Raw genomic sequence first — 18,710 nt, 5'->3', positions numbered from 1 at the left:
GACGGCGATGTACTCAAGGGCTGGCCGAAGGGAATGCGACTGATCGTCCGCAAGGAACGGCCCCATCCCGGCGCCCAGTTGCGCTTTACTGACGCCGACGGACTGCGGCTGACCTGCTTCGCCACCAACACGGCAGGCGGGAAGATCACGGAGCTGGAACTGAGGCACCGCCGACGGGCGAGGGCAGAGGACCGCATCCGCAACGCGCGGGCCACCGGTCTGCGGAACCTGCCCCGCCGATGCTCGCCCTGACCGGCAAGCCCCGCCTCTGGGAGCCCCGCCGTCTGCGGTTGCGGCTGTTCTCCGCCGCAGCCCAACTCATCACCACCGCCCGCCAACGACACCTGCGATTCGCCCGCCACTGGCCATGGACCGACGTGATCACAGACGCGATCAGACGGCTCGACGCCCTCCCGAACCCAGGCTGACCAGCAACGACCCGCCCCGACGAACAGAAAGAACCACCGACCGGAACCGTGGAACCCGGCGCCCACCCGATGTGACGATCGGGCCCTCCGCTTGCCCGCACACTCTCCACAACGACGCATCAGCCGCCAACCAAAGCTGACGACCAATCACGAAAGATCGAGGCTAACGGAAGTTGGTGGATACAAACACCAGCAATACCAACAGGCAGGTGCGGCTGTCGTTCCTCGGGTAGGTCCGAGGAAGTCACGACTGCAGAGGCGTTTTCCGGCTGTACCAAGTGAGAGGGCCCGTGAGCGTCTGGTCAGGGTGTGCGAGCGGCCCTGTCCCGCGATGAGCCCTCAGCCGACGGGGAGGGGTGCTTTCGGCGCCGGAAGCGTCCGGGTGCGCAGTGCCCACCGGGTGAGCGGCCGGGTGGCCAGGCCGCAGAGCGCGAGGGCGACGCCCAGTACCACCCAGCCGGGCTGGCCCCATTGGAGGCAGAGAGCGGTGAGCACGACCGGTGACGCTGCGCGTACCACGCCATCAGCCAGGTTGAAGGCTCCCTGGTACTGGCCTTGGGCGTGTTCCGGAGCCAGCACAAAGCTGATTTCGAACGCTCCTGCGGCCAGGCCGAGTTCTCCCGATGACAGCAGGAGCACGCCGACGAGCAACAGGGCCGCGGCAATGGGGGCGGAAACCCCTGCGGCGAGGGCGAGCACGATACAGCCGGCGAGGGACAGAAATCCTGCTCCACGGAGCGCGGTGGAAGCGGGCAGCGGGCCTCTCACCCACCGGGTTGCCTTGACCTGGAACAGCACGACCACTGCCATATTCGTCACCAGCAGTGTGGAAAGCCACCAGGGGGGCGCCACGGTGTGCGACACCAGCCAGAGCGGCAGGACCAGGGACACCACGTCGTACTGGAACGCGATGAGCCCGCACAACAGCGACAGCGCGAGGTATGGTCCGTCCCGCATAGCCTCCATGCGCCGCGTGCCCGACGGGCGTGACACCGGCTCCACGGACGGGATCTTGAGCAGCAGTCCTGCCGCTGCGAGGAAGCTCAGTCCGTTCGCCAGGATCAGCAGGGTGTAGCCCGCTGTCGAGTCGAGTTGGAGCGCGACGCCGGCCGCAGCGGCGCCGATGCCCATCCCGAGGTTGGTGACCGCTCGGAGATGGCTGCGGATGCGGGTACGTTCGCCGGGCTCGCTGATCCGTGCGATCAAGGCGCCGCCGACAGCCTGGGCGCCGCGTTGGCCGATGGAGGCGACGGTGACCAGCGCGAGAAAGACGGCGAAGGAGTGTGTCATCGGGAACAGGAACATCGCCGTCGCCTGGACACCTTGGGTGGCGACGTACAGTCCCCGGGGCCCGACGCGATCGGCCACAGCACCGAGGGGGAGGCCCGACACGATGCCGGCGACCGTCGCGATGGCAAGGCCGGTGCTCACGCCCGACACACTCAGCCCGACGACGCGGGTGAAGAACAGCATGCTTCCGGCAAGATAGAGCCCGCTGCCGACGGTGGTGACGAAACTGGCGATCGTCAGGAAACGTACCGGGCCACGAAATACATCGGTCGTCATATGCGCCTCTGGGGGCGCCGTTGCTCTCCTGATGGCACGCGTCGCTTTCCTTCGAATCGGGTTCGGATGCCTGCCTTTCCGGGACAGGTTCCAGGTCAGTAACGGCGACCCAGTTGCTCGCGCAGGGCCGACAGGCACTCGGCCCGGTAGGCCTCCAGTCCCGGTGCCGCCGCCCGCTTCCTGCGGTTGAACTCGCCGGTGTTCACCCAGGTGACGATCAGGTCCGCCAGGGACGGAATGCCCCCGTACCGTGCCGTCATCCCTTCGGTATGACCACTCAGCGGATAGAAGGCGGGCATGAGCGAGGGAAGGCCGAACCGGACCATGTCGTTGATGTTGCCCGTGACACAGGTCTGGCCGCGCGTCTCGATGATGCCGTTACGTGTGAGGTGCTCGGAGACCGGAAGAATGAGGAAGTCAGCCTCTGCCAGGGTCCGGTCGAACTCCTCCTGAGGGACATAACCCGGGTGATCTCGCAGTTCGACCGAGGGGGCGACCGCCTTCCTCGCGGCTTCCACGGCAGCCTTGGTGTTCTCAGCGGAGTGCTCTCCCAGAAACTCGACCCGCAGTCGCTTCGTCAGCCGTGGTGCGGCGATTTCCAGTGCGGACAGAACCTCGGCGTGGTCCCTGCCGGAATACATTCTCCCCGGGATACAGCACCGCACCTCGTCCCTCACGAACTCCGTGGGCGGATGCTGCGGGTAGGCGATGTTGATGGCGCGGCTCCGCAGAGGGTCGCCGGTCTTCCTGAGCCGGAGATCCGGGAGAAGGACGCCTGCCGCGCCGTCGAGAACGAGCTTTGCGATGGCAGCGCTCGGCCGGTTGCCGTCTGACGAGGTGAACGTGTTGAGGTTGTGCACCAGGAAGTGCCAGGCGGGTGTCCTCGCGCTCGCGTCGGAGAGCAGGCCGCACAGGGAATCGACTGGGGTGATGATGAACAGGTGGTCCTGCGAGGCGATCGAGGACGTGCACTTCTCCAGGAATTTTGCGTACGGCAGACCCGGGGGACACACCTTCCACTCGACTTCCGCGGATTCGGCGGCCTCCGAGGATTCGGCACAGAACGAATTGGTGTAGACGGTCGGGCTCGCCCCGACATCGATGGCTTGCCGTATGAGACTGTCGAGGACCTCGCTGTGTGCGCTGAGCTCCATCAGGCCGATCTTCATCTGGTTGTCTCCGTCAACGGTGATCGCCCTGCGGGGTCAGGGCCTTCGAGAAGAACTGACCCCCTGGTACAGGCCCGGGGAACAGGGACCGCCTGCCCGTCATGCCGCAAGCCGGGCCGGGATTCCTGGCGGTGTTCACGCCGGCGGAGGATCCTCCTCCAGAAGGATTCCTTCCTCGACCAGCAGCCGTAGCAGTGGGGCGATGTCTTCGGCCAGGTCGAATTCGGGGGCCCAGCTGCCGGCTTCCGCAAGGGTGAACGACGTGCGGCGGAAAAGATTGTCGATGAGTTCTGCGGGAGCGCCGTCGAGCGTGATCTTCCTCGCGCCGAACTGGATACGGTGCTGTTCGGCCTCGGCATCGTAATCAACCTTGACGGGGTTGAATTGTGCTTGCCGTAGACGTGTGTCGCCGTTCGTGGAGAGGGGATGGAACCCGGACTGGCTCGGGAGGCTGACCTCCCGGTGACGGCTGTCCTGGGTTGTCAGATGATGGGCGAGGTACGCCTTCACCAACTGCTCGTCGTCGGCCCGCGCGGCGAGCCTGCCCATCAGTTGGCGGACGTGGTCGGCGAGCTGGGTCGTATCACCTCCGATGACGGGCGGGAGATTGCGTCGCCACTCCTCCTCGTCCATCAGCTCGTCCGCAAGCCACTTCAGCCAGTAGACGCTGGTGCGGCACGTCACTCCCAGCGTCAGGTGCAATGAGGGTTCGTCACCGGCCACCGCGTAGTGCCAGTGGCCCCGTGGAATGTAGAGCACGTCCCCCGGATGGAGTTCGGTCTCGATGTACGGGGGCCCCTTGGGTTCGCCTGTGTCAGCGGAGACGTTGTTGTATTTGTCGAGCGGGTATTTGTACGTCTCCTCGGAGACGACCCAGCGCTTCGTCCCCTCGATCTGCAGGATGAAGACCTCATGGTCGTCGTGGTGTTGGTCGAACCCCTGCTGCTCAGGCCAGGAGCAGTACATGTTGACCTGGCTCCGGTGGCCGATCGCCCGCTCGATCCCCGTTGCCAGTTCGGCGATTGCGGGCAGCCGCGCCTGCAACTGGTTGATGATGAGGGTGTAGCCGTCCTGGCAGTGCTTGATCCACTCCTCGGGCGTCTCGGGCTTGTCGTAGATCTTTCTGCCTATTGCCGCCAGGCGGATTTCTTCGCCGAACCGGAGGCGATGGAAATTGAGAAGGTGGTTGAGCTGATCCCATGAGAAGAGCGGACGGAAACGGTCCCGGTGCTGCCCACGTAAGGCGACGCCCCGGGTTGTCCAGTTCTCACGAAGGAATTGATCGAGAGGTATCGGGGCAAGCAGGGATTCGAGATCGAACACGCCATTCCTCACAGGTTTAAGGGGAGTGCCCGGTGGCTCCAGGAGCCACCGGGCGGGTAAGGACAGTAACTTGCCCCCTGCCTTTACACGTCCTTCTGGTCGACTTCGAGGTTCGGCACGCTCTTGACCTGGGCCGTCTTCACCGTCTCTACGGAGAACCCGATCTTCTTCGGCCGGCGGGCCGAGTGAGACTCGCTCTTGGGTACTGAGGGAACCTTGGCCATCGATGACTCCTCGGCTAGAGAACTTGCCCTTTCATTCCTACTACTTGCTGTCCATGACTGCGGGCAAACGTGTGAAAGATCATTGAGCGATGTATTGAGCCATAGTTTCCGGAGCGCTTGCCAATCGTTGACGACTGTGCAATGTGAGGGGCGGGCCGCGGATCGTTTCAGGACGCGGTGCGTATCTGCCTCAAGCGGATAGTGGTGCAGGCGAGTTCCAAGCGTTGTCCAGTAAATGATCTCCGCTGACCGGGGACACGGATGCCGTGGGGCGGTGGTTCGCTCAGCCCGTCAGGGCGAGGTGGTGCAGGCGTGTGATGCCGAGCATCGCGTGGTGCACACCGTCGAGTACCGCGTGCACATCGAGCTCGCCACCACTTCCGACGCCCATCAGGCGGAGTTGGTCGCACGTCTGAAGGAGCTCGGGGCGACGACCGCCGATGTGGGCCAGGGCCACGTGCCGTGGACGGTGATGGCCGACCCGGAAGGCAACGTGTTCAGCGTCCTGGAGCCCCGAGAGCTCTACCGGGACACCGGGCCGATAGCCGCTGTGGTCGTCGACTGCGCCGACCCACGGGCCATGGTCCGGTTCTGGGGCGATGCGATCGACTGGACCGTCCACGAGCTGACCGACGACCGCGCCCTGCTGCGCTCCGTCGAGGGCGTTGGGCCGTACCTGGAGTTCCGCCGCACGCCGGACGACAAGGTCGTATGGAACCGCGTCCATCTCGATGTGATGTCCAACCCTGTCGAGGATCAGGCGAGGGAGGTCACCCGGCTCGAAGGTCTCGGCGCGACACGGGCCGACGTGGGTCAGGGTGACGTCTCCTGGGTCGTCCTGGCCGACCCGGAGGGCAACGAGTTCTGCGTCCTCGGCCGGGGCTGACGCGGAACTCCGTCCGTTCCCTCATGGCGGTGCGGCAGTGCGCAGCGCCGGCGATCGTGGCGGGCCTTGCGCGTGCTGGTCGCGGCGACCGCTCCCACAAGCGAGTTCGCGCACACGTTGAGCACGCCTTCGCCCGCATGAAGGGCTGGAAGATCCTGCACGACTGCTGCCTCAAGGGCGACGGTGTGCACCACGCGATGCTCGGCATCACACGCCTGCACCACCTCGCCCTGACGGGCTGAGCGAACCACCGCCCCACGGCATCCGTGTCCCCGGTCAGCGGAGATCATTTACGGGACAACCCTGAGGAGTCCCTGGTGGAGATCGGTGCCTGTCTCGTAGCGGATGCGTAGACGCTTGAACTGGTGAGGCCAGGTCAAGGTGTGCTCGACGACCCAGTGGGTCTTGCCCGGGGCGGAGCCGTGCGGAGCGCCGCGGCGGGCGATCGCTGGTCATACTCCACAGACACGGTCAGGCCCTTGCCCGCCGCTCCCGCTGCCAACGCCGAGGCCACAACCCCCTGATGCGGTAGCAGTACTGAGAGGAAGTCAGCGGCGAGGCGGTGGCTCGGTGGAGGTGCCGTGCCCAGCCACCCGGTACGCGCTCTTGCGGTCCTGGGACGGGCTGGGCGGTGGGGTGGTTGGCGGGCGGGGCCAAGCTGGGACCGGTGCAGGACTGCTCGGTTCCGATGTTCCAGTCCTCCCCGGGTTCGATGCCGACGAGGAACGGGTGGCAGGCCTGGTGCGCATGACGGGTGGCGTGCTGGGCGGGGGAGGAGTCGCAGCAGCCGATGTGGCCGCAGGCGGCGCAGCGGCTCAGGTGGAACCACCAGCCGGGGCCGACGCCGGCCAGGCACTCGACGCAGCCATCTCCGCTCGGGGGCACTGAGGGGTCGATGTCGGGAATGTCGCGGTCCTTGGCTCTATTCATGAGTAGTGGGTTCTGGCACGGATCTTGAGGAACGGTCGCGGAGCGTCACGGCAGCGTTCGATTGTGGGAGTCGAGTTCGTGTGAGCCCGCGCACTCTATGCCGTCTTCCATACGAAACTGACGCTCCATCAGGTCAGGAGGGATGTCCGCCGTGGTTGGCCGTGGAGGGTGACAGTTCTGGTCATGCAGACCGACATGCTGTCCTGGGACTCTCTCGTGTTCGACGGGATCGACGATGTGGACGTCGAAGCGGCGACAGCCGCCTTCGGCACGGTCGAGGTGACGGCGCGAGGCCGGGCGGCCGCGGCGACATGCCCCGACTGCGGCCACATATCGGGCCGCGTGCACGACTCCTACCAGCGCAGGCTGAAAGATCTTCCGCTCGGCGGGCAGAGCGTCACGATCCGACTAACGGTCCGGCGCTTCATCTGCGATGCGGGCGACTGCTCGCGTCGTACCTTCGCCGAGCCGTTCGCCCAGCTGACCCGCCCGTACGCGCGCTTCCCTACGCGCCTCAATCACCTCTTGGAACGGGTCGGGCTCGCGCTCGACGGGCGGGCCGGGCGCCCGTCTGGCGAGCCAGCTGGGCATTAACGCGGGGCGGATGACCTTGCTCCGCAGGGTCGTGGCGCTGCCGGACCCGCTGTTCAGCACGCCGCGCGTGCTGGGCGTGGACGACTTCGCGACCCGCCGCGGGCAGAGCTACTCCACCGTCTTGACCTGCGGAGAAACCCATCGCGTGGTCGATGTGCTGCCGACCCGCACGGCCGGGCCGCTGGCCGCCTGGCTCACTGCCCACCCCGGCGTGGAGATCATCTGCCGGGACCGGGCCGGCGCCTACGCCGAAGGCGCCCGGCTCGGCGTCCACGACACTCTCCAGGTCGCCGACCGGTTCCACCTGTGGCAGGGCCTGGGCCGGGCCGTGGAGACCTGCGTCGCCGCCCACCGCGAGTGCCTGCGCACCCCGATGTCGGACGAGCCGCCTTCCAGCATCCCGCAGGCGGCCCCGGCGCCCCTCCGCCCGGAACCGGCCGGCCGACGGGCCCAGCGCAAGAAGGCCGCGCACGCCCTGGTCCACGAACTCCTCGCCCAAGGCCGCTCCCGCCGGGCTATCGCCCGGCACCTGGGTTGGGGCCTCAACACCGTGCTGCGCTACGCCAGCGCCGCGCGCTGGCAGGACACCCTCCGCGACAACCGGCCCCGCCCCAGTCGTCTGGACCCCCATAAGCCCCACCTGGACCAGCGGTTCACCGAGGGCTGCACGAGCGTCACCCTGCTCCAGCGTGAGCTGGTCGCCCAGGGCGCCCCAGTCACCTACGGCATGGTCCGCGCCTACTTCGCCACCCTGCGGGCTGTTCCGCCGGACGCGCCGCCCCCGCCCCCGTCGGTGCGGAAGGTGACCGGCTGGCTCACCCGTCACCCCATCTCCCTCAGCGAGGAGGACCGAGCGGGCTTGAAGGACGTCCTGGCCCGCTGCCCCGAACTGGACACCGTCGCCGGGCATATCCGCGACTTCGGCGAGATCCTCACCGACCGCCTCGGCGTCATCCTCCCTGCCTGGATCGACGCCGTCGACGCCAGTCAGCTGCCCGGCCTCACCGGCTTCGCTCTCCACCTGCACCGCGACTTCGACGCCGTGACCGCCGGACTCACCCTGGACTGGAGTTCTGGTGCCACCGAAGGTGCCGTGAACCGGATCAAGATGCTCAAGAGGCAGATGTTCGGTCGCGCCGGCTTTACTCCCCTGCGGAAGCGGGTCCTCCTTGCTCGGTGACGGGCCGCTACACGATCAGACAGCGGCTTTGGCCGCCACCCGAGTGACAAGCTTGTCGCGCACGGATGGCCATTCATCCACGAGGACGCTGTAGTACAGCGAATCACGACGCGTGCCGTCCTGGCGCACCATGTGGCTGCGCAACGTCCCTTCATAGACCAGCCCCAGCCGCGTCATCGCCTGCTGGGACCGTACATTCAGGTTGTCGGTTCGCAAGGCAATTCGGGCAAGGCTCAGATCATCGAAGGCGTGTGCCAACAGGAGAAGCTTGGACTCGGCATTGTAGGGACCGCCCCAACAAGCACGATCGAACCAGGTCGCACCAATCTCAGCGCGGCCCTCAGCGAGGTCAAGCTCATACAGGCTGGTCGAGCCGATCACTGCCTCGTCCGTGAGGCGCTGGACGGCGAAGCATCTCCTCGCCCGGTCCGCCAACATCTGGCTGATCATCTCCCGCGTCTCTATCAGGGAGCCTGGGCGAGGCCGGGGCATCCAACGCCAGACCTCGGGATCCGACGCTGAGGGGAACAACGCTTCTGAATGATCGACGGACAGCGGAACGAGACGGACAGCGCGGCCGAGGAGAGAGTCGTTGCTCATCGCTGCACCATAGCTTCGGGATTACTGCCCCATCGTCGAGATGCAGATCATGTCGCCTTCATCACTCACAGTGCCCGCTGCGCTGAGTAGGCCCGGAGCGCGGTGCCGGGATTGCTCCCGATCCGTTTCTCCGGACCTCTCGCCGAACCCGCCGTGCGCCTCTCAGCGCAACGGACTCTCCACGGTCTCTGCCGTCAGACGGGGTTCGCAGGTTGCCATGGGGTGGGGATCGTGCTGGCCCGGTATCGGTAACGGCTGACCGTGACCGACGCGATCCGGAACAGCTCGATCCCGTCCGCTGCGATGGGTCGCCACCGCCCGGTGGGGGTGGTGAACCGGCGGCGGACGTCGCCCCAACTCCAACGGTGACGCTCCCGCAGCATGCGGATAAGGCGCCACCACACGAAGGCGTCGAGCCTGTCGAAGATATGCTTGGCGACAGTGTGCTTGAAGTAGTTGGCCCAACCGCGCATGATCTGAGTGAGTCTGATTAGCACGGCGGCGAGATCCTGCTGCGATGTCCTGTCCGTCAGGGCACGAACCTTCGCCTTCAGCGACCGGATAGGCCGGTCGGCGATGAAGGTGTAGACGTGCCATTTGGTCGTGCCTCCTTTGCGTTTCCACTGGATGCGGAAGCCCAGGAAGTCGAACCCGTCGCTCATGTGCACGATCCGGGTTTTGGCCTGCGACAGACGCAGGCCGAGCGGTTCGAGCACGTCAGCGACTTCCTCGCACAGTGCCGCGGTGTCGGCCTCGGTGCCGTGCACCAGGGCGACGAAGTCGTCCGCGTAGCGGACGACCCGCCACGTGGGTTGACCTTTGCGGCGCCGGTAGGCGCGTTTGCCCTCGGTGGCCATCGTCCCGCCCGGCTCCCACGGCCCGTGCAGGTGCTCGTCGAGCACCGACAGAGCAATGTTCGCCAGCAGTGGGGACAGGATGCCGCCTTGCGGGGTGCCGGTCAGTGTCTCCTTGCTCTCGCCGAGTTCCGTGAGGACTCCGGCTTTGAGGGAGGCTTTGACCAGTGCCAGGACGCGCTTGTCCTTCACTCGGTGACGCACTCGGTCCATCAGGGCCGTGTGGTCGACCGAGTCGAAGCACGCCTCGATGTCCGCATCCAGTACCCAGCGATATCCCCGGGTGCCGAAGTAGTGGATCTCGGCGATCGCGTCCTGGGCCCGCCGTCGGGGCCGGAATCCGTAGGAGACCGGCTTGAAGTCGGCCTCGAAGATCGGTTCCAGCACCAGCTTCAGCGCCGCCTGAACGACCCGGTCCGCGATCGTCGGAATCCCGAGCTTGCGGACCTTCCCCGAGCCTCCCGGCTTGGGAATCATGCGTTCCCGCACCGGCAAGGGACGGAAAGAGCCGTCCTTGAGGGCGGCCCGCAGGTCGTTCAGGAACCCGGGAACACCGATGGACTCCTCGACGTCGATGGCGGTCAGGCCGTCGACGCCGGGAGTCCGGGCTCCCTGGTTGCCCGCAACCCGGTCGAACGCCGCCAGCAGCGTCGCCGGGTCGTGCACGAGGTTGAACAGGTCATCGAACCGGCGGCCGGGATCGGCCACCGTCCAACGGTGAAGCTTGGTCTGCATCTCCAGTACCCGGGCCCGAGGGCCCGGAGCTCCGCCATTCGGCGGGGCGTCTTCCGGCATTGCAGCATCCTTCCCTTCTCGATACCGCTGCCGCCCTTCCCCATGCGGCCGGCTCTCCCGGCCTCGGAGTACTACGGCGGCTCCGCCCCCGTCCCGGGCCGATCGGCGGTCGATGCGCCCAGCCCCGGCAGCCTGCTGGAGACAGATCGCGGGGCGAGGTTCGGGACGGTTCCCGTGTTCACTGTGGTTCGCTCGATGAAGGAGGAGCCCGACTGTGTCCCTGCGGCATCGCCACGAGTACGCCGCAGGCTTTCCTCGTGGCCTCCCGACCAGCTTTCGCAGACCGGCCCAGGAGTTGGCAGACCACCCGAAGGGATGACCCGAGCACGCACCGCTTCCGGCCCAGATCCGCCAGGTTCGAGCCAGTGGCACTTTAAGAGACGTAAAACGCCGGTTCCTCGCGTACTCCTCTCCATCACGCTTGCCGGACCCGCCCCATCTGGCAGTACTGGTCACGTCCCGGCTTTGTCAGGGCCGCTCTCGCCCTCCCCGGCATCACCCGGCTCAGACTGCCCTCAGCTTCAACCCAGCTGCTGCGACAGCGGGTTGGTGCAGGTCTTTCACCTCCACTCGAACCAACAGCGCCTCACGGCGCAAACGGAACCTGAGCCAGAACCGCTGAAAGTGAACGAAGCCACGGTCCTCGGACATGACACGTCTCCTCCGTCGGGGGCACATCCATCGTCGCTCCTTTCGACCCGCACCGCACATGACCCCCCTTCCGTGCGACCGGTGGCCGCCGCAGGCCGCGCGGGCAGCGGCTGTCCGAGCGCTTCGCGGGGCGCCGGGCGACACTGGAGAGGTCCCGGCAACGCAGTCGGCCGGGCGCCGGCGGGGAGACACCGGCCGGTTCCACGGAAACAGTGGTGGGGCTGATGAGTACGAGCAGCGGCATGCGGATTCCGATCGAGTCCGGCGCGTCTACGGACACGACCGACCCCTATCGGCGGATGGCTCAGACCTTCCCCCGGCTCACCGACGAGCAGGTGGCCCGCGCTCGCTGCTTCGGGCAGGTCGAGGAGCTCCGCGCCGGAACCGTACTGTTCCGGCGCGGAGACCGGAGCGCGGACTTCTTCGTCGTTCTGGAGGGCAGCATCGAGGTCTACCACGAAGCCCCGGACGGCACATGCCAGGTCATCACAGTGCACGGCCCCCAGCAGTTCACCGGCGAGCTGGACCTGTTCAACGACCGGAAGACCCTGCTCAACGGACGGATGGGCGAGGACGGACAAGTGGTACGCCTGCACCGGCCGGAGTTCCGCCGACTCCTGGCGGCGGCACCAGACATCTCCGAGACCGTGATGCGCGCCCTCATCCTGCGCCGCCTGGGCCTGATCCAACACGGTCAGGCCACCGTGCTGGTCGCCGGCCCGCCCACCACCGCCGACACCCTGCGAGTGCTTCGGTTCCTCGAGCGCAACGGCTACCCCGTCACCGCCATCGACCCTGCCGCGGGCCCAAGCGCTCGCGAGCTGCTCAGCCGCTACGGCCTGGGCGGCCGCCGGACCTGGCCGGTGGTGGTCTACCGACCCGACCGGTTCCTGGAGAACCCCACCAACCGGGAACTGGCACACCACCTGGGCCTGGCCGAGGAACTGGACCCGGCCTTGGTGTTCGACCTGGCCGTGGTCGGCGCCGGTCCGGCCGGACTGGCCGCCGCCGTCTACGCAGCCTCCGAAGGGCTGCGCACCGTGGTACTGGAGGCTGAGGCACCGGGTGGCCAGGCCGGCACCTCGTCCATGATCGAAAACTATCTGGGGTTTCCCATCGGGGTGACCGGCCAGGCACTGGCCGGTCGCGCCCAGGTCCAGGCTCAGAAGTTCGGCGCCCGCATCGTTCTGCCACGCCTCGTGGCGGGTCTGGACTGCAGTCAGCGGCCCTACACGATCACGCTGGAGGATGGCGACCGCTTGCGGGCCCGGACGGTCGTCGTGGCCACCGGCGCGCGCTACCGCCGACTGGACCTGCCCGGCCGGGCAGGGTTCGAGGGCAACGGCATCCACTACGCAGCCACCCTCATGGAGGCCGGCCTGTGCGAAGGCGAGGACGTCGTGGTCGTCGGCGGAGCCAACTCCGCCGGTCAGGCGGCCATCTTCCTCTCCCGGCACGCTCGGCAGGTCCACATGCTCATCCGCGGCCCGGGCCTGGCCGAGAGCATGTCCCGCTACCTGGAGGACCGCATCGAAGCCTCCGACCGCATCCTTGTGCACCCGCACACCGAGCTCACCGGCCTCGACGGCGACGAGCACCTCAGCCGGGTGCGATGGGCCGACAACCAAACCGGTGCCATGGAGACCCGCACGATCGCCAACGTCTTCCTGATGCTCGGGGCCATCCCCAACACCGACTGGCTGCGCGGGTGCCTGGAGACCGACCACAGGGGTTTCGTGCGCGTCGGCACTGACGTCACCGACCGCCGGATGTATGCCGACGATGCCCAGCCGGCCGGACTGGAGACCAGTCTGCCCGGCGTCTTCGCAGTCGGCGACGTCCGCGCGGGGTCGGTCAAACGCGTCGCCTCCGCCGTCGGCGAGGGCTCCGTCGTCGTCTCCGCCGTCCACCACGCCCTCGCCGACTACAGCGCCTGAGGATCAGGTCGCCGGCCTGGCGCCGGGTCGGGGGCGGCCGCCAGCCCCCGGACAGGGAAGAGCCACTGTTGCTCGAAGGCGACCAGCAGCGGTGTGGGCGCACCTGCGGCCGGAAGAGCGCTGCGAAGACGGCAGCCGACCCGGCGAACGCCGCGGAAGCAGGAAGCGGCTGCGGGACCGGCCGGGCTCATAGGGCGCGAGGCCGGGGCTGAGGTGAGGCTGTCGGCCGCTGAAGAAGTCCGGGTGCGGAGCAGACCCGGTGTGCCACAGCTGAGCGAAGACGACACCTCCTGCGGGGTGGACCGCGTCTGTCGTCTGCCGCCGACGGGCAACCTGCTCGTCGGTGGCCAACCCCGGGACGTCATGCCATCCGACCGCGTCACGGCTGACCCATGCGCCCTCAGAGAGGACCAAGCCGGCTGATGCCCGCTGGGTGCAGTACTCGGCGTGGAGCTCAGTGGACAGAAGATCGCGTGAGCGTGCCCGACTTCGCGTCATCGGGGCCAGAGCCACGCGGTTCGCCGGAGCGCTTGGCCGTCCTCCGGGGAGGACGGTCGGACCACGGGCGTGGAAGCAGGCGGGGCCGGGAGACCGTGGTCGGCGGCGGGCTCAGGGCAGGATGGAGTCGACGTAGCCGCCGTCGACGCGCACGGCGCCGCCGGTGGTGGCGGAGGCGAAGGGTGAGGCGAGGTAGACGACCAGGTTGGCGATCTCCTCGGGCTCGATGAGGCGCTGCAGGAGGGACTGTGGGCGGTGCTTGACCATGAACTCGTGCTGTGCCGCGTCCCAGGGCAGCTCGTCGCCGACGAGCTCGCGGACGAATGCTTCGACGCCACCGGTGTGGGTCGGTCCGGCGATGACGGAGTTGACGGTGACGCCGGTGCCCGCGGCGTCCTTGGCGAACCCGCGGCTGACGGCGAGCAGCGAGGTCTTCGTCATGCCGTAGTGGATCATTTCGGCGGGGATGGCCACGGCCGAGTCGCTGGCGAGGTTGAGGACGCGCCCCCAGCCCTGTTCCTTCATGCCGGGCAGGTAGGCGCGGATGAGTCGGACGGCGGACAGGACGTTGACTTCGAAGTAGCGGCGCCACTCGGCGTCGTCGATCTCCAGCGGAGGCGTGGAGCCGAAGATGCCGAGGTTGTTGACGAGGATGTCGACCGTCGGCACGGTCTCCAGGACAGCGGCGGTGCCCTGCTCCGTCGCCAGGTCGCCCACGGCGCCGGTGACGTCGTCGCTGCCGGATTCGGCGCGCACGGTGCGGACGGCGTCCGCGACACGCTCCTCGCCACGGCCGTTGACGACGACGCGGGCGCCCGCGCGGGCGAGGCCGGTGGCGATGGCCTGGCCGATGCCCTGGGTGGAGCCGGTGACCAGAGCGGTGCGGCCGGAGAGATCGATCTGCATGATGCGTTCCCCTCGTCGAGGCTATGGAGCTGCTGCGGCGGTGCCTGCGCCCCGGAGCGTCCGTCCGTGGTGAACGGGCGCTCCGGGGGCGTTCAAGGTCAGTTGAGGGTGTCGGGGTCCGGGCTGGTGCGCAGACCCCGGTCGAGGCCCGCGAGGGCGGCCATGTCGGCGTCGGTGAGCTCGAAGCCGAAGACGTCGAGGTTCTGCCGGATGCGGTCGGGGGTGACGGATTTGGGGATCACGATGTTGCTGCTCCGCAGGTGCCAGCGCAACACGACCTGCGCCGGGGTTACGCCATACGCCTCGGCGATTCCCACGCTCGCCTCGTCCCCGAGGACCGCGCCCTGGGCCAGGGGGCTCCATGCCTCGGTGGCGATACCGTGCTCGGCGTGGAAGGCGCGCAGCGTGGTCTGCTGGAGGCCGGGGTGCAGCTCCACCTGGTTGACCGCCGGGGTGACGCCAATGTGCTCCAGGAGCCGCTGCAAGTGGGGGATCTGGAAGTTCGAGAGGCCGATGGCGCGGCCCCTTCCACTCCCTGCCCACCGCGCTGGACAAGCTGGTTTCACCGGAGATGAGCATGGCGCACCCGTAGCGGCGGAAGGCCGGCAGGTTTCCGCCGGCGTCGAGGACGGTGATGCTGAGGGGGACGCCCGCCGTGTCGGCGGCGCGGCGAGCGGCGAGGACGAGGGTGTCCGCGTCGGTGACGGTCAGCGGGGCCGCGGTGATGGTGCTCGAGGGAACTTCCTTGTATCGGTGGGGCATGCGGTCGGCGCCCCCGCGGGTACGGGGATCAGGGGCCGACAGCTCCCGCTGCGACGCGAGCGGCGCTGTGGTCGACGTCCGCGGAGGCGTCGAGAGCCGCCGAGGCGGAGGCCGCGGTGGTGCGGGTGGGCCGCAGCTCGAGCCGGTGTGACATGACGGCCGGCACCAGAGCGGCGGTGGCCAGGATGGCCCCGACGGCGTTGGGCGCGGCATAGCCGAGGCCGGCGGAGATCACCAGGCCGCCGAGCCAGCGACGGCGAGGGCGGACATCTGCAGATGCGGCAAGTCACCGACTTCGTCGTCCTCAGCCAGAGCGCCACCACGCGGTTGGTGACCCGGTTGGAGGAGCGCGGGCTGCTGAGGCCTGTTCGTTCGCGACCTCGCGGCCATCACGCAAGAGCGGCAACTCGCCCTGTTCTCCGACTTCTACGAGCAGAGCCACAGCCTTGTGGAGGACTGGCTGCTCGACCTGTTCGAGAGTGAGTACGGGAAGCTGCCCGGCGCCCTGGCGGTCACCATCGCGGGGCAGTAGCTGCGTGCGGGCGGGAATCCGCAGCTGGTTCGACGGGAATTCGCGCCGCATCTCGGCAGCAAGCAAGGACACACTGAGTCTGGGCCACCATTACGACGTGATGGCCAGCGTTCTCGCGAACCAAGCCCGTCACCACGGCCCGGTGGTTCGACTGAGCGACGTCGAAACACGCGAGGAGGGGGAGGCCCGGTGGCAAGAGGGATGCGAGCAGCTCGACACCGAGTAATTCCGGGCCTGCTCTTTGCGTTCTTTGCGGAAATAAATCGAGATAATTCGAGTCGAGAGGTACGGTTGACTTTCTTCGGGCAAAGAAATGGTCGTGGAGGTCAGGCTCGTCGCTGGAGAGGATGAGTTCTCATTGATCGCACCTTGAGTAATCCGAAAATTCACCTTCTGTGTGTATTCGAGTTGACGCCGAGTGGCATATTGATCCGGTGCTGCCGCGAGGCTGAAGCTTTACGTCACGGGTGAAAGTAGTTCGGATGTCTCTGCCGTGCTAGACTTGTTTGTAGTTGCAGTTGTGGTTCCCGAAACTTCAAATGCCTTGGCGGCTATATGTCGTCGGGCATTTTCGTATCTCCGGTGCTTATCCGGACGGGGTTCATTGTGGCAACGCAGGGGTTCGCACGGTGTGGGCCCGCGGGCACTGCCCCCAAGGAGATGTGACATGGCTACTGGCACCGTCAAGTGGTTCAACTCGGAAAAGGGCTTCGGCTTCATAGAGCAGGACGGCGGCGGCCCGGATGTCTTCGCCCACTACTCAAACATCGCCACGCAGGGCTTCCGTGAGCTCCAGGAAGGCCAGAAGGTGAATTTCGACGTCGTGCAGGGTCAGAAGGGTCCGCAGGCGGAGAACATCACTCCCGCCTGACGTCGAAGCGTATGAGATGGTTGGGGCCCCGCCTTGCGGTGGGGCCCCGACTTTCTGCATTCCGGTGGAATTCTTTTAGTCTCATATCCGGCTCGTTCTTGCAATTCATCCGGCTCATCCTGTCGGGAATTCCTCGATGCGCGCCCTGTCGAGGAAGGTTCTCCATGAGCCGTTCAGCTCGCACGAACGACCGTTTCCGCCCACAGGACCAGAGGCGCCCTGGCGCCAGTCCAGGTGATACCGGGCGCCGCTCCTCCGCACCACAGGGGGAGTTCGCGCTGCCGGTCACCGTCACCCCGGCCCTCCCCGCGGCGGCGACCTTCGGCGAACTGGACATGCCAGTCGAGTTGCTGAAGATGCTCACCAGCCTCGGCCTGAACGAGCCGTTCCCGATCCAGGCCGCCACGTTGCCGAACTCCCTCGCAGGGCGTGACGTCCTGGGCCGCGGGCGCACCGGATCGGGCAAGACGCTCGCCTTCGGCCTGGCGCTCCTCGTGCGCACGGCCGGGCAGTGTGCCGAGTCGCGGAGGCCACTGGCCCTGATCCTCGTCCCCACGCGCGAGCTGGCCCAGCAGGTCACCGATGCGCTCGCCCCGTACGCCCGGTTGCTGAAGCTGCGGCTGGCCACTGTGGTCGGCGGCATGTCGATCGGCAGGCAGGCCAGCGCACTGCGTGCCGGGGCCGAGGTGGTCGTTGCGACTCCTGGCCGCCTCGCGGATCTCATCGAGCGCAAGAGCTGCCGCCTGGACCGGGTGAACATCACCGTCCTGGACGAGGCCGACCAGATGGCGGACATGGGCTTCATGCCGCAGGTCACCGAATTGCTCGACCAGGTACGTCCCGGCGGCCAGCGCATGCTGTTCTCGGCCACGCTGGACCGCAACATCGACCTTCTTGTCCGTCGTTACCTCCATGACCCGGTGGTCCATTCGGTCGACCCGTCGGCGGGCGCGGTGACCACGATGGAGCATCACGTGCTGCAGGTGCACGGCGCCGACAAGTACGCCACCGCCACCGAGATCGCTGCCCGCGACGGGCGCGTGATCATGTTCCTGGACACCAAGCATGCTGTCGACCAGTTCACCAAGCACCTGCTGAGCAGCGGCGTGAAGGCCGCGGCGCTGCACGGCGGCAAGTCGCAGCCCCAGCGCACCCGCACCCTGACACAGTTCAAGACCGGCGACGTCACGGCGCTTGTGGCCACCAACGTCGCGGCTCGGGGCATCCACATTGACGACCTCGATCTCGTCGTCAACGTCGACCCGCCCGGCGACCACAAGGACTACCTGCACCGCGGCGGCCGTACAGCCCGCGCCGGCGCGTCCGGCAGTGTCGTCACGCTGGTCCTCCCCCGCCAGCGCCGGGACATGGCCCGTCTCATGTCCGACGCGGGCATCAGGCCGCAGATCACGCAGGTCCGCTCCGGCGAGGCCGAGCTGAGCCGCATCACTGGCGCCCAGGCTCCCTCCGGTGTTCCCGTCGGTGGCAGCGGGCCGGTCGCGGAGCGTACGAAGCGCGGCGGCGCCCCCTTCCGCGGTCTGGGCGCCCGCCCGGGGCGGGCCGGCGGCGGTGGCGAGTCTCGCCGGTCTGCTGAGGCCCGCCAGATCGCCGAGGCCCGCAAGGCTGCCCGGGTCCGTCGTGGCGCATAGCTCGGCAACGGTGCCCTCGTACGCCGTGTGCGTGACTCAGGCCGGCTTGCGCCACACGGAGATGTGCTTCGCGGAGTCCTGGGTGTGAACGGCGCCCCGCCCCAGTCCGCGACGCGCTGTTCCAGTTCGAGCTCCGCGATCCGTGCCATCAGGTCGAGCTCCGCCGGCCACGCGTACCGGTGCCGGGAGCTGCCGCGGCGGTAGCGGCTGTCGCCGCCGTCACGGGTGAGGTGGTGCGAGACGAGGGCAGTTTCCCGGCCACTAGTGCCGGATCAGGCAACGTTTGCCCTGTTGTGATGTGACGCGCCGCCCGGGATCCTTTTCCGGACGGCAGGCGGCGGTCACCGTGTGCGTG

General features: G+C 67.6%; 14 protein-coding genes and 9 pseudogenes. 9 read left to right on the top strand and 14 right to left on the bottom strand.

Features of this window, described 5'->3' with window-relative positions; all coding sequences use genetic code 11:
• A pseudogene (locus ABZ826_RS36655) lies at nt 1–428 on the top strand (transposase); the annotation flags it as partial.
• A 339-nt stretch (nt 429–767) separates the two neighbouring features.
• On the opposite strand, the gene ABZ826_RS36650 reads toward ABZ826_RS36655, so the two are convergent.
• From ABZ826_RS36650 to ABZ826_RS36635, 4 genes are all read right to left on the bottom strand, one after another.
• Nucleotides 768–2,132 carry an MFS transporter gene (locus ABZ826_RS36650; protein ID WP_361458537.1) on the bottom strand — a complete coding sequence of 455 codons (1,365 nt, stop codon included), beginning with the start codon at nt 2,130–2,132 and terminating at the stop codon, nt 768–770.
• On the bottom strand, nt 2,090–3,163 hold the full coding sequence (locus tag ABZ826_RS36645) for a hypothetical protein (protein ID WP_361458535.1): 1,074 nt from the start codon (nt 3,161–3,163) through the stop codon (nt 2,090–2,092). Before ABZ826_RS36645 ends, ABZ826_RS36650 begins: the two co-directional genes overlap by 43 nt.
• Nucleotides 3,164–3,298: 135 nt before the next feature.
• A complete protein-coding gene (locus tag ABZ826_RS36640) occupies nt 3,299–4,486 on the bottom strand; it encodes a cupin domain-containing protein (RefSeq protein WP_361458533.1) in 1,188 nt (395 codons plus the stop codon).
• An 83-nt stretch (nt 4,487–4,569) separates the two neighbouring features.
• The gene (locus tag ABZ826_RS36635) at nt 4,570–4,710 is read right to left on the bottom strand and encodes a hypothetical protein (protein WP_361458531.1); all 141 of its coding nucleotides are present in this window, start codon (nt 4,708–4,710) and stop codon (nt 4,570–4,572) included.
• A gap of 235 nt (nt 4,711–4,945) precedes the next feature.
• On the opposite strand from ABZ826_RS36635, the gene ABZ826_RS36630 reads away from it, so the two are divergent.
• Nucleotides 4,946–5,596, top strand: a complete 651-nt coding sequence (locus tag ABZ826_RS36630; protein WP_361458529.1) for a VOC family protein — start codon at nt 4,946–4,948, stop codon at nt 5,594–5,596.
• Nucleotides 5,597–5,682: 86 nt separating this feature from the next.
• Nucleotides 5,683–5,838 (top strand): annotated as a pseudogene (locus tag ABZ826_RS36625) (transposase); the annotation flags it as partial.
• A 48-nt stretch (nt 5,839–5,886) separates the two neighbouring features.
• On the opposite strand, the pseudogene ABZ826_RS36620 reads toward ABZ826_RS36625, so the two are convergent.
• Together ABZ826_RS36620 and ABZ826_RS36615 are read right to left on the bottom strand one after the other, a co-directional pair.
• A pseudogene (locus ABZ826_RS36620) lies at nt 5,887–6,057 on the bottom strand (IS5/IS1182 family transposase); the annotation flags it as partial.
• A 109-nt stretch (nt 6,058–6,166) separates the two neighbouring features.
• Nucleotides 6,167–6,526: pseudogene (locus ABZ826_RS36615) on the bottom strand (UBP-type zinc finger domain-containing protein); the annotation flags it as partial.
• 183 nt (nt 6,527–6,709) lie between these two features.
• Here ABZ826_RS36615 and ABZ826_RS36610 point away from each other — a divergent pair.
• Nucleotides 6,710–7,120: a transposase family protein gene (locus ABZ826_RS36610; RefSeq protein ID WP_361458527.1), complete on the top strand. Its 411-nt coding sequence runs from the start codon at nt 6,710–6,712 to the stop codon at nt 7,118–7,120.
• Between the two features lie 10 nt (nt 7,121–7,130).
• Complete coding sequence (locus ABZ826_RS36605) at nt 7,131–8,300, top strand: transposase (protein WP_361458525.1); 1,170 nt, start codon at nt 7,131–7,133, stop codon at nt 8,298–8,300.
• Between the two features lie 15 nt (nt 8,301–8,315).
• Here ABZ826_RS36605 and ABZ826_RS36600 read toward each other — a convergent pair whose 3' ends face one another.
• Complete coding sequence (locus ABZ826_RS36600; RefSeq protein ID WP_361458523.1) at nt 8,316–8,900, bottom strand: GNAT family protein; 585 nt, start codon at nt 8,898–8,900, stop codon at nt 8,316–8,318.
• Nucleotides 8,901–9,094: 194 nt separating this feature from the next.
• Entirely contained in the window at nt 9,095–10,489 is a 1,395-nt protein-coding gene (gene ltrA / locus ABZ826_RS36595) for a group II intron reverse transcriptase/maturase (RefSeq protein ID WP_361458521.1), read from the bottom strand.
• Nucleotides 10,490–11,424: 935 nt separating this feature from the next.
• On the opposite strand from ltrA, the gene ABZ826_RS36590 reads away from it, so the two are divergent.
• A complete protein-coding gene (locus ABZ826_RS36590; RefSeq protein WP_361458519.1) occupies nt 11,425–13,137 on the top strand; it encodes an FAD-dependent oxidoreductase in 1,713 nt (570 codons plus the stop codon).
• Nucleotides 13,138–13,140: 3 nt separating this feature from the next.
• On the opposite strand, the gene ABZ826_RS36585 is transcribed toward ABZ826_RS36590, so the two are convergent.
• The 5 genes and pseudogenes from ABZ826_RS36585 to ABZ826_RS36565 form a co-directional block, all read right to left on the bottom strand.
• Nucleotides 13,141–13,650 (bottom strand): hypothetical protein, encoded by a 510-nt coding sequence (locus ABZ826_RS36585; protein ID WP_361458517.1) that lies wholly within the window; start codon nt 13,648–13,650, stop codon nt 13,141–13,143.
• 96 nt (nt 13,651–13,746) lie between these two features.
• Nucleotides 13,747–14,541 (bottom strand): SDR family oxidoreductase, encoded by a 795-nt coding sequence (locus tag ABZ826_RS36580; protein ID WP_361458515.1) that lies wholly within the window; start codon nt 14,539–14,541, stop codon nt 13,747–13,749.
• Between the two features lie 98 nt (nt 14,542–14,639).
• Nucleotides 14,640–15,071, bottom strand: a pseudogene (locus ABZ826_RS36575) (aldo/keto reductase); the annotation flags it as partial.
• Between the two features lie 25 nt (nt 15,072–15,096).
• Nucleotides 15,097–15,303: pseudogene (locus ABZ826_RS36570) on the bottom strand (heme-binding protein); the annotation flags it as partial.
• Nucleotides 15,304–15,331: 28 nt separating this feature from the next.
• Nucleotides 15,332–15,553: pseudogene (locus tag ABZ826_RS36565) on the bottom strand (MFS transporter); the annotation flags it as partial.
• A gap of 2 nt (nt 15,554–15,555) precedes the next feature.
• Here ABZ826_RS36565 and ABZ826_RS36560 point away from each other — a divergent pair.
• The 3 genes and pseudogenes from ABZ826_RS36560 to ABZ826_RS36550 form a co-directional block, all read left to right on the top strand.
• Nucleotides 15,556–15,786, top strand: a pseudogene (locus ABZ826_RS36560) (MarR family transcriptional regulator); the annotation flags it as partial.
• A 716-nt stretch (nt 15,787–16,502) separates the two neighbouring features.
• Complete coding sequence (locus ABZ826_RS36555) at nt 16,503–16,706, top strand: cold-shock protein (protein ID WP_361458513.1); 204 nt, start codon at nt 16,503–16,505, stop codon at nt 16,704–16,706.
• 164 nt (nt 16,707–16,870) lie between these two features.
• Nucleotides 16,871–18,355, top strand: coding sequence for a DEAD/DEAH box helicase (locus ABZ826_RS36550; protein WP_361458511.1), 1,485 nt, complete (start codon nt 16,871–16,873; stop codon nt 18,353–18,355).
• Nucleotides 18,356–18,391: 36 nt separating this feature from the next.
• On the opposite strand, the pseudogene ABZ826_RS36545 reads toward ABZ826_RS36550, so the two are convergent.
• A pseudogene (locus ABZ826_RS36545) lies at nt 18,392–18,600 on the bottom strand (SAM-dependent methyltransferase); the annotation flags it as partial.
• Nucleotides 18,601–18,710: the final 110 nt, after the last annotated feature.

Origin of the sequence: Streptomyces sp. NPDC047515 (assembly GCF_040643055.1) — a bacterium.
Taxonomy (GTDB): domain Bacteria; phylum Actinomycetota; class Actinomycetes; order Streptomycetales; family Streptomycetaceae; genus Streptomyces.
The sequence above is the reverse complement of the archived record's forward strand: the minus strand, read 5'-3'. Positions and strand labels throughout refer to the sequence as shown.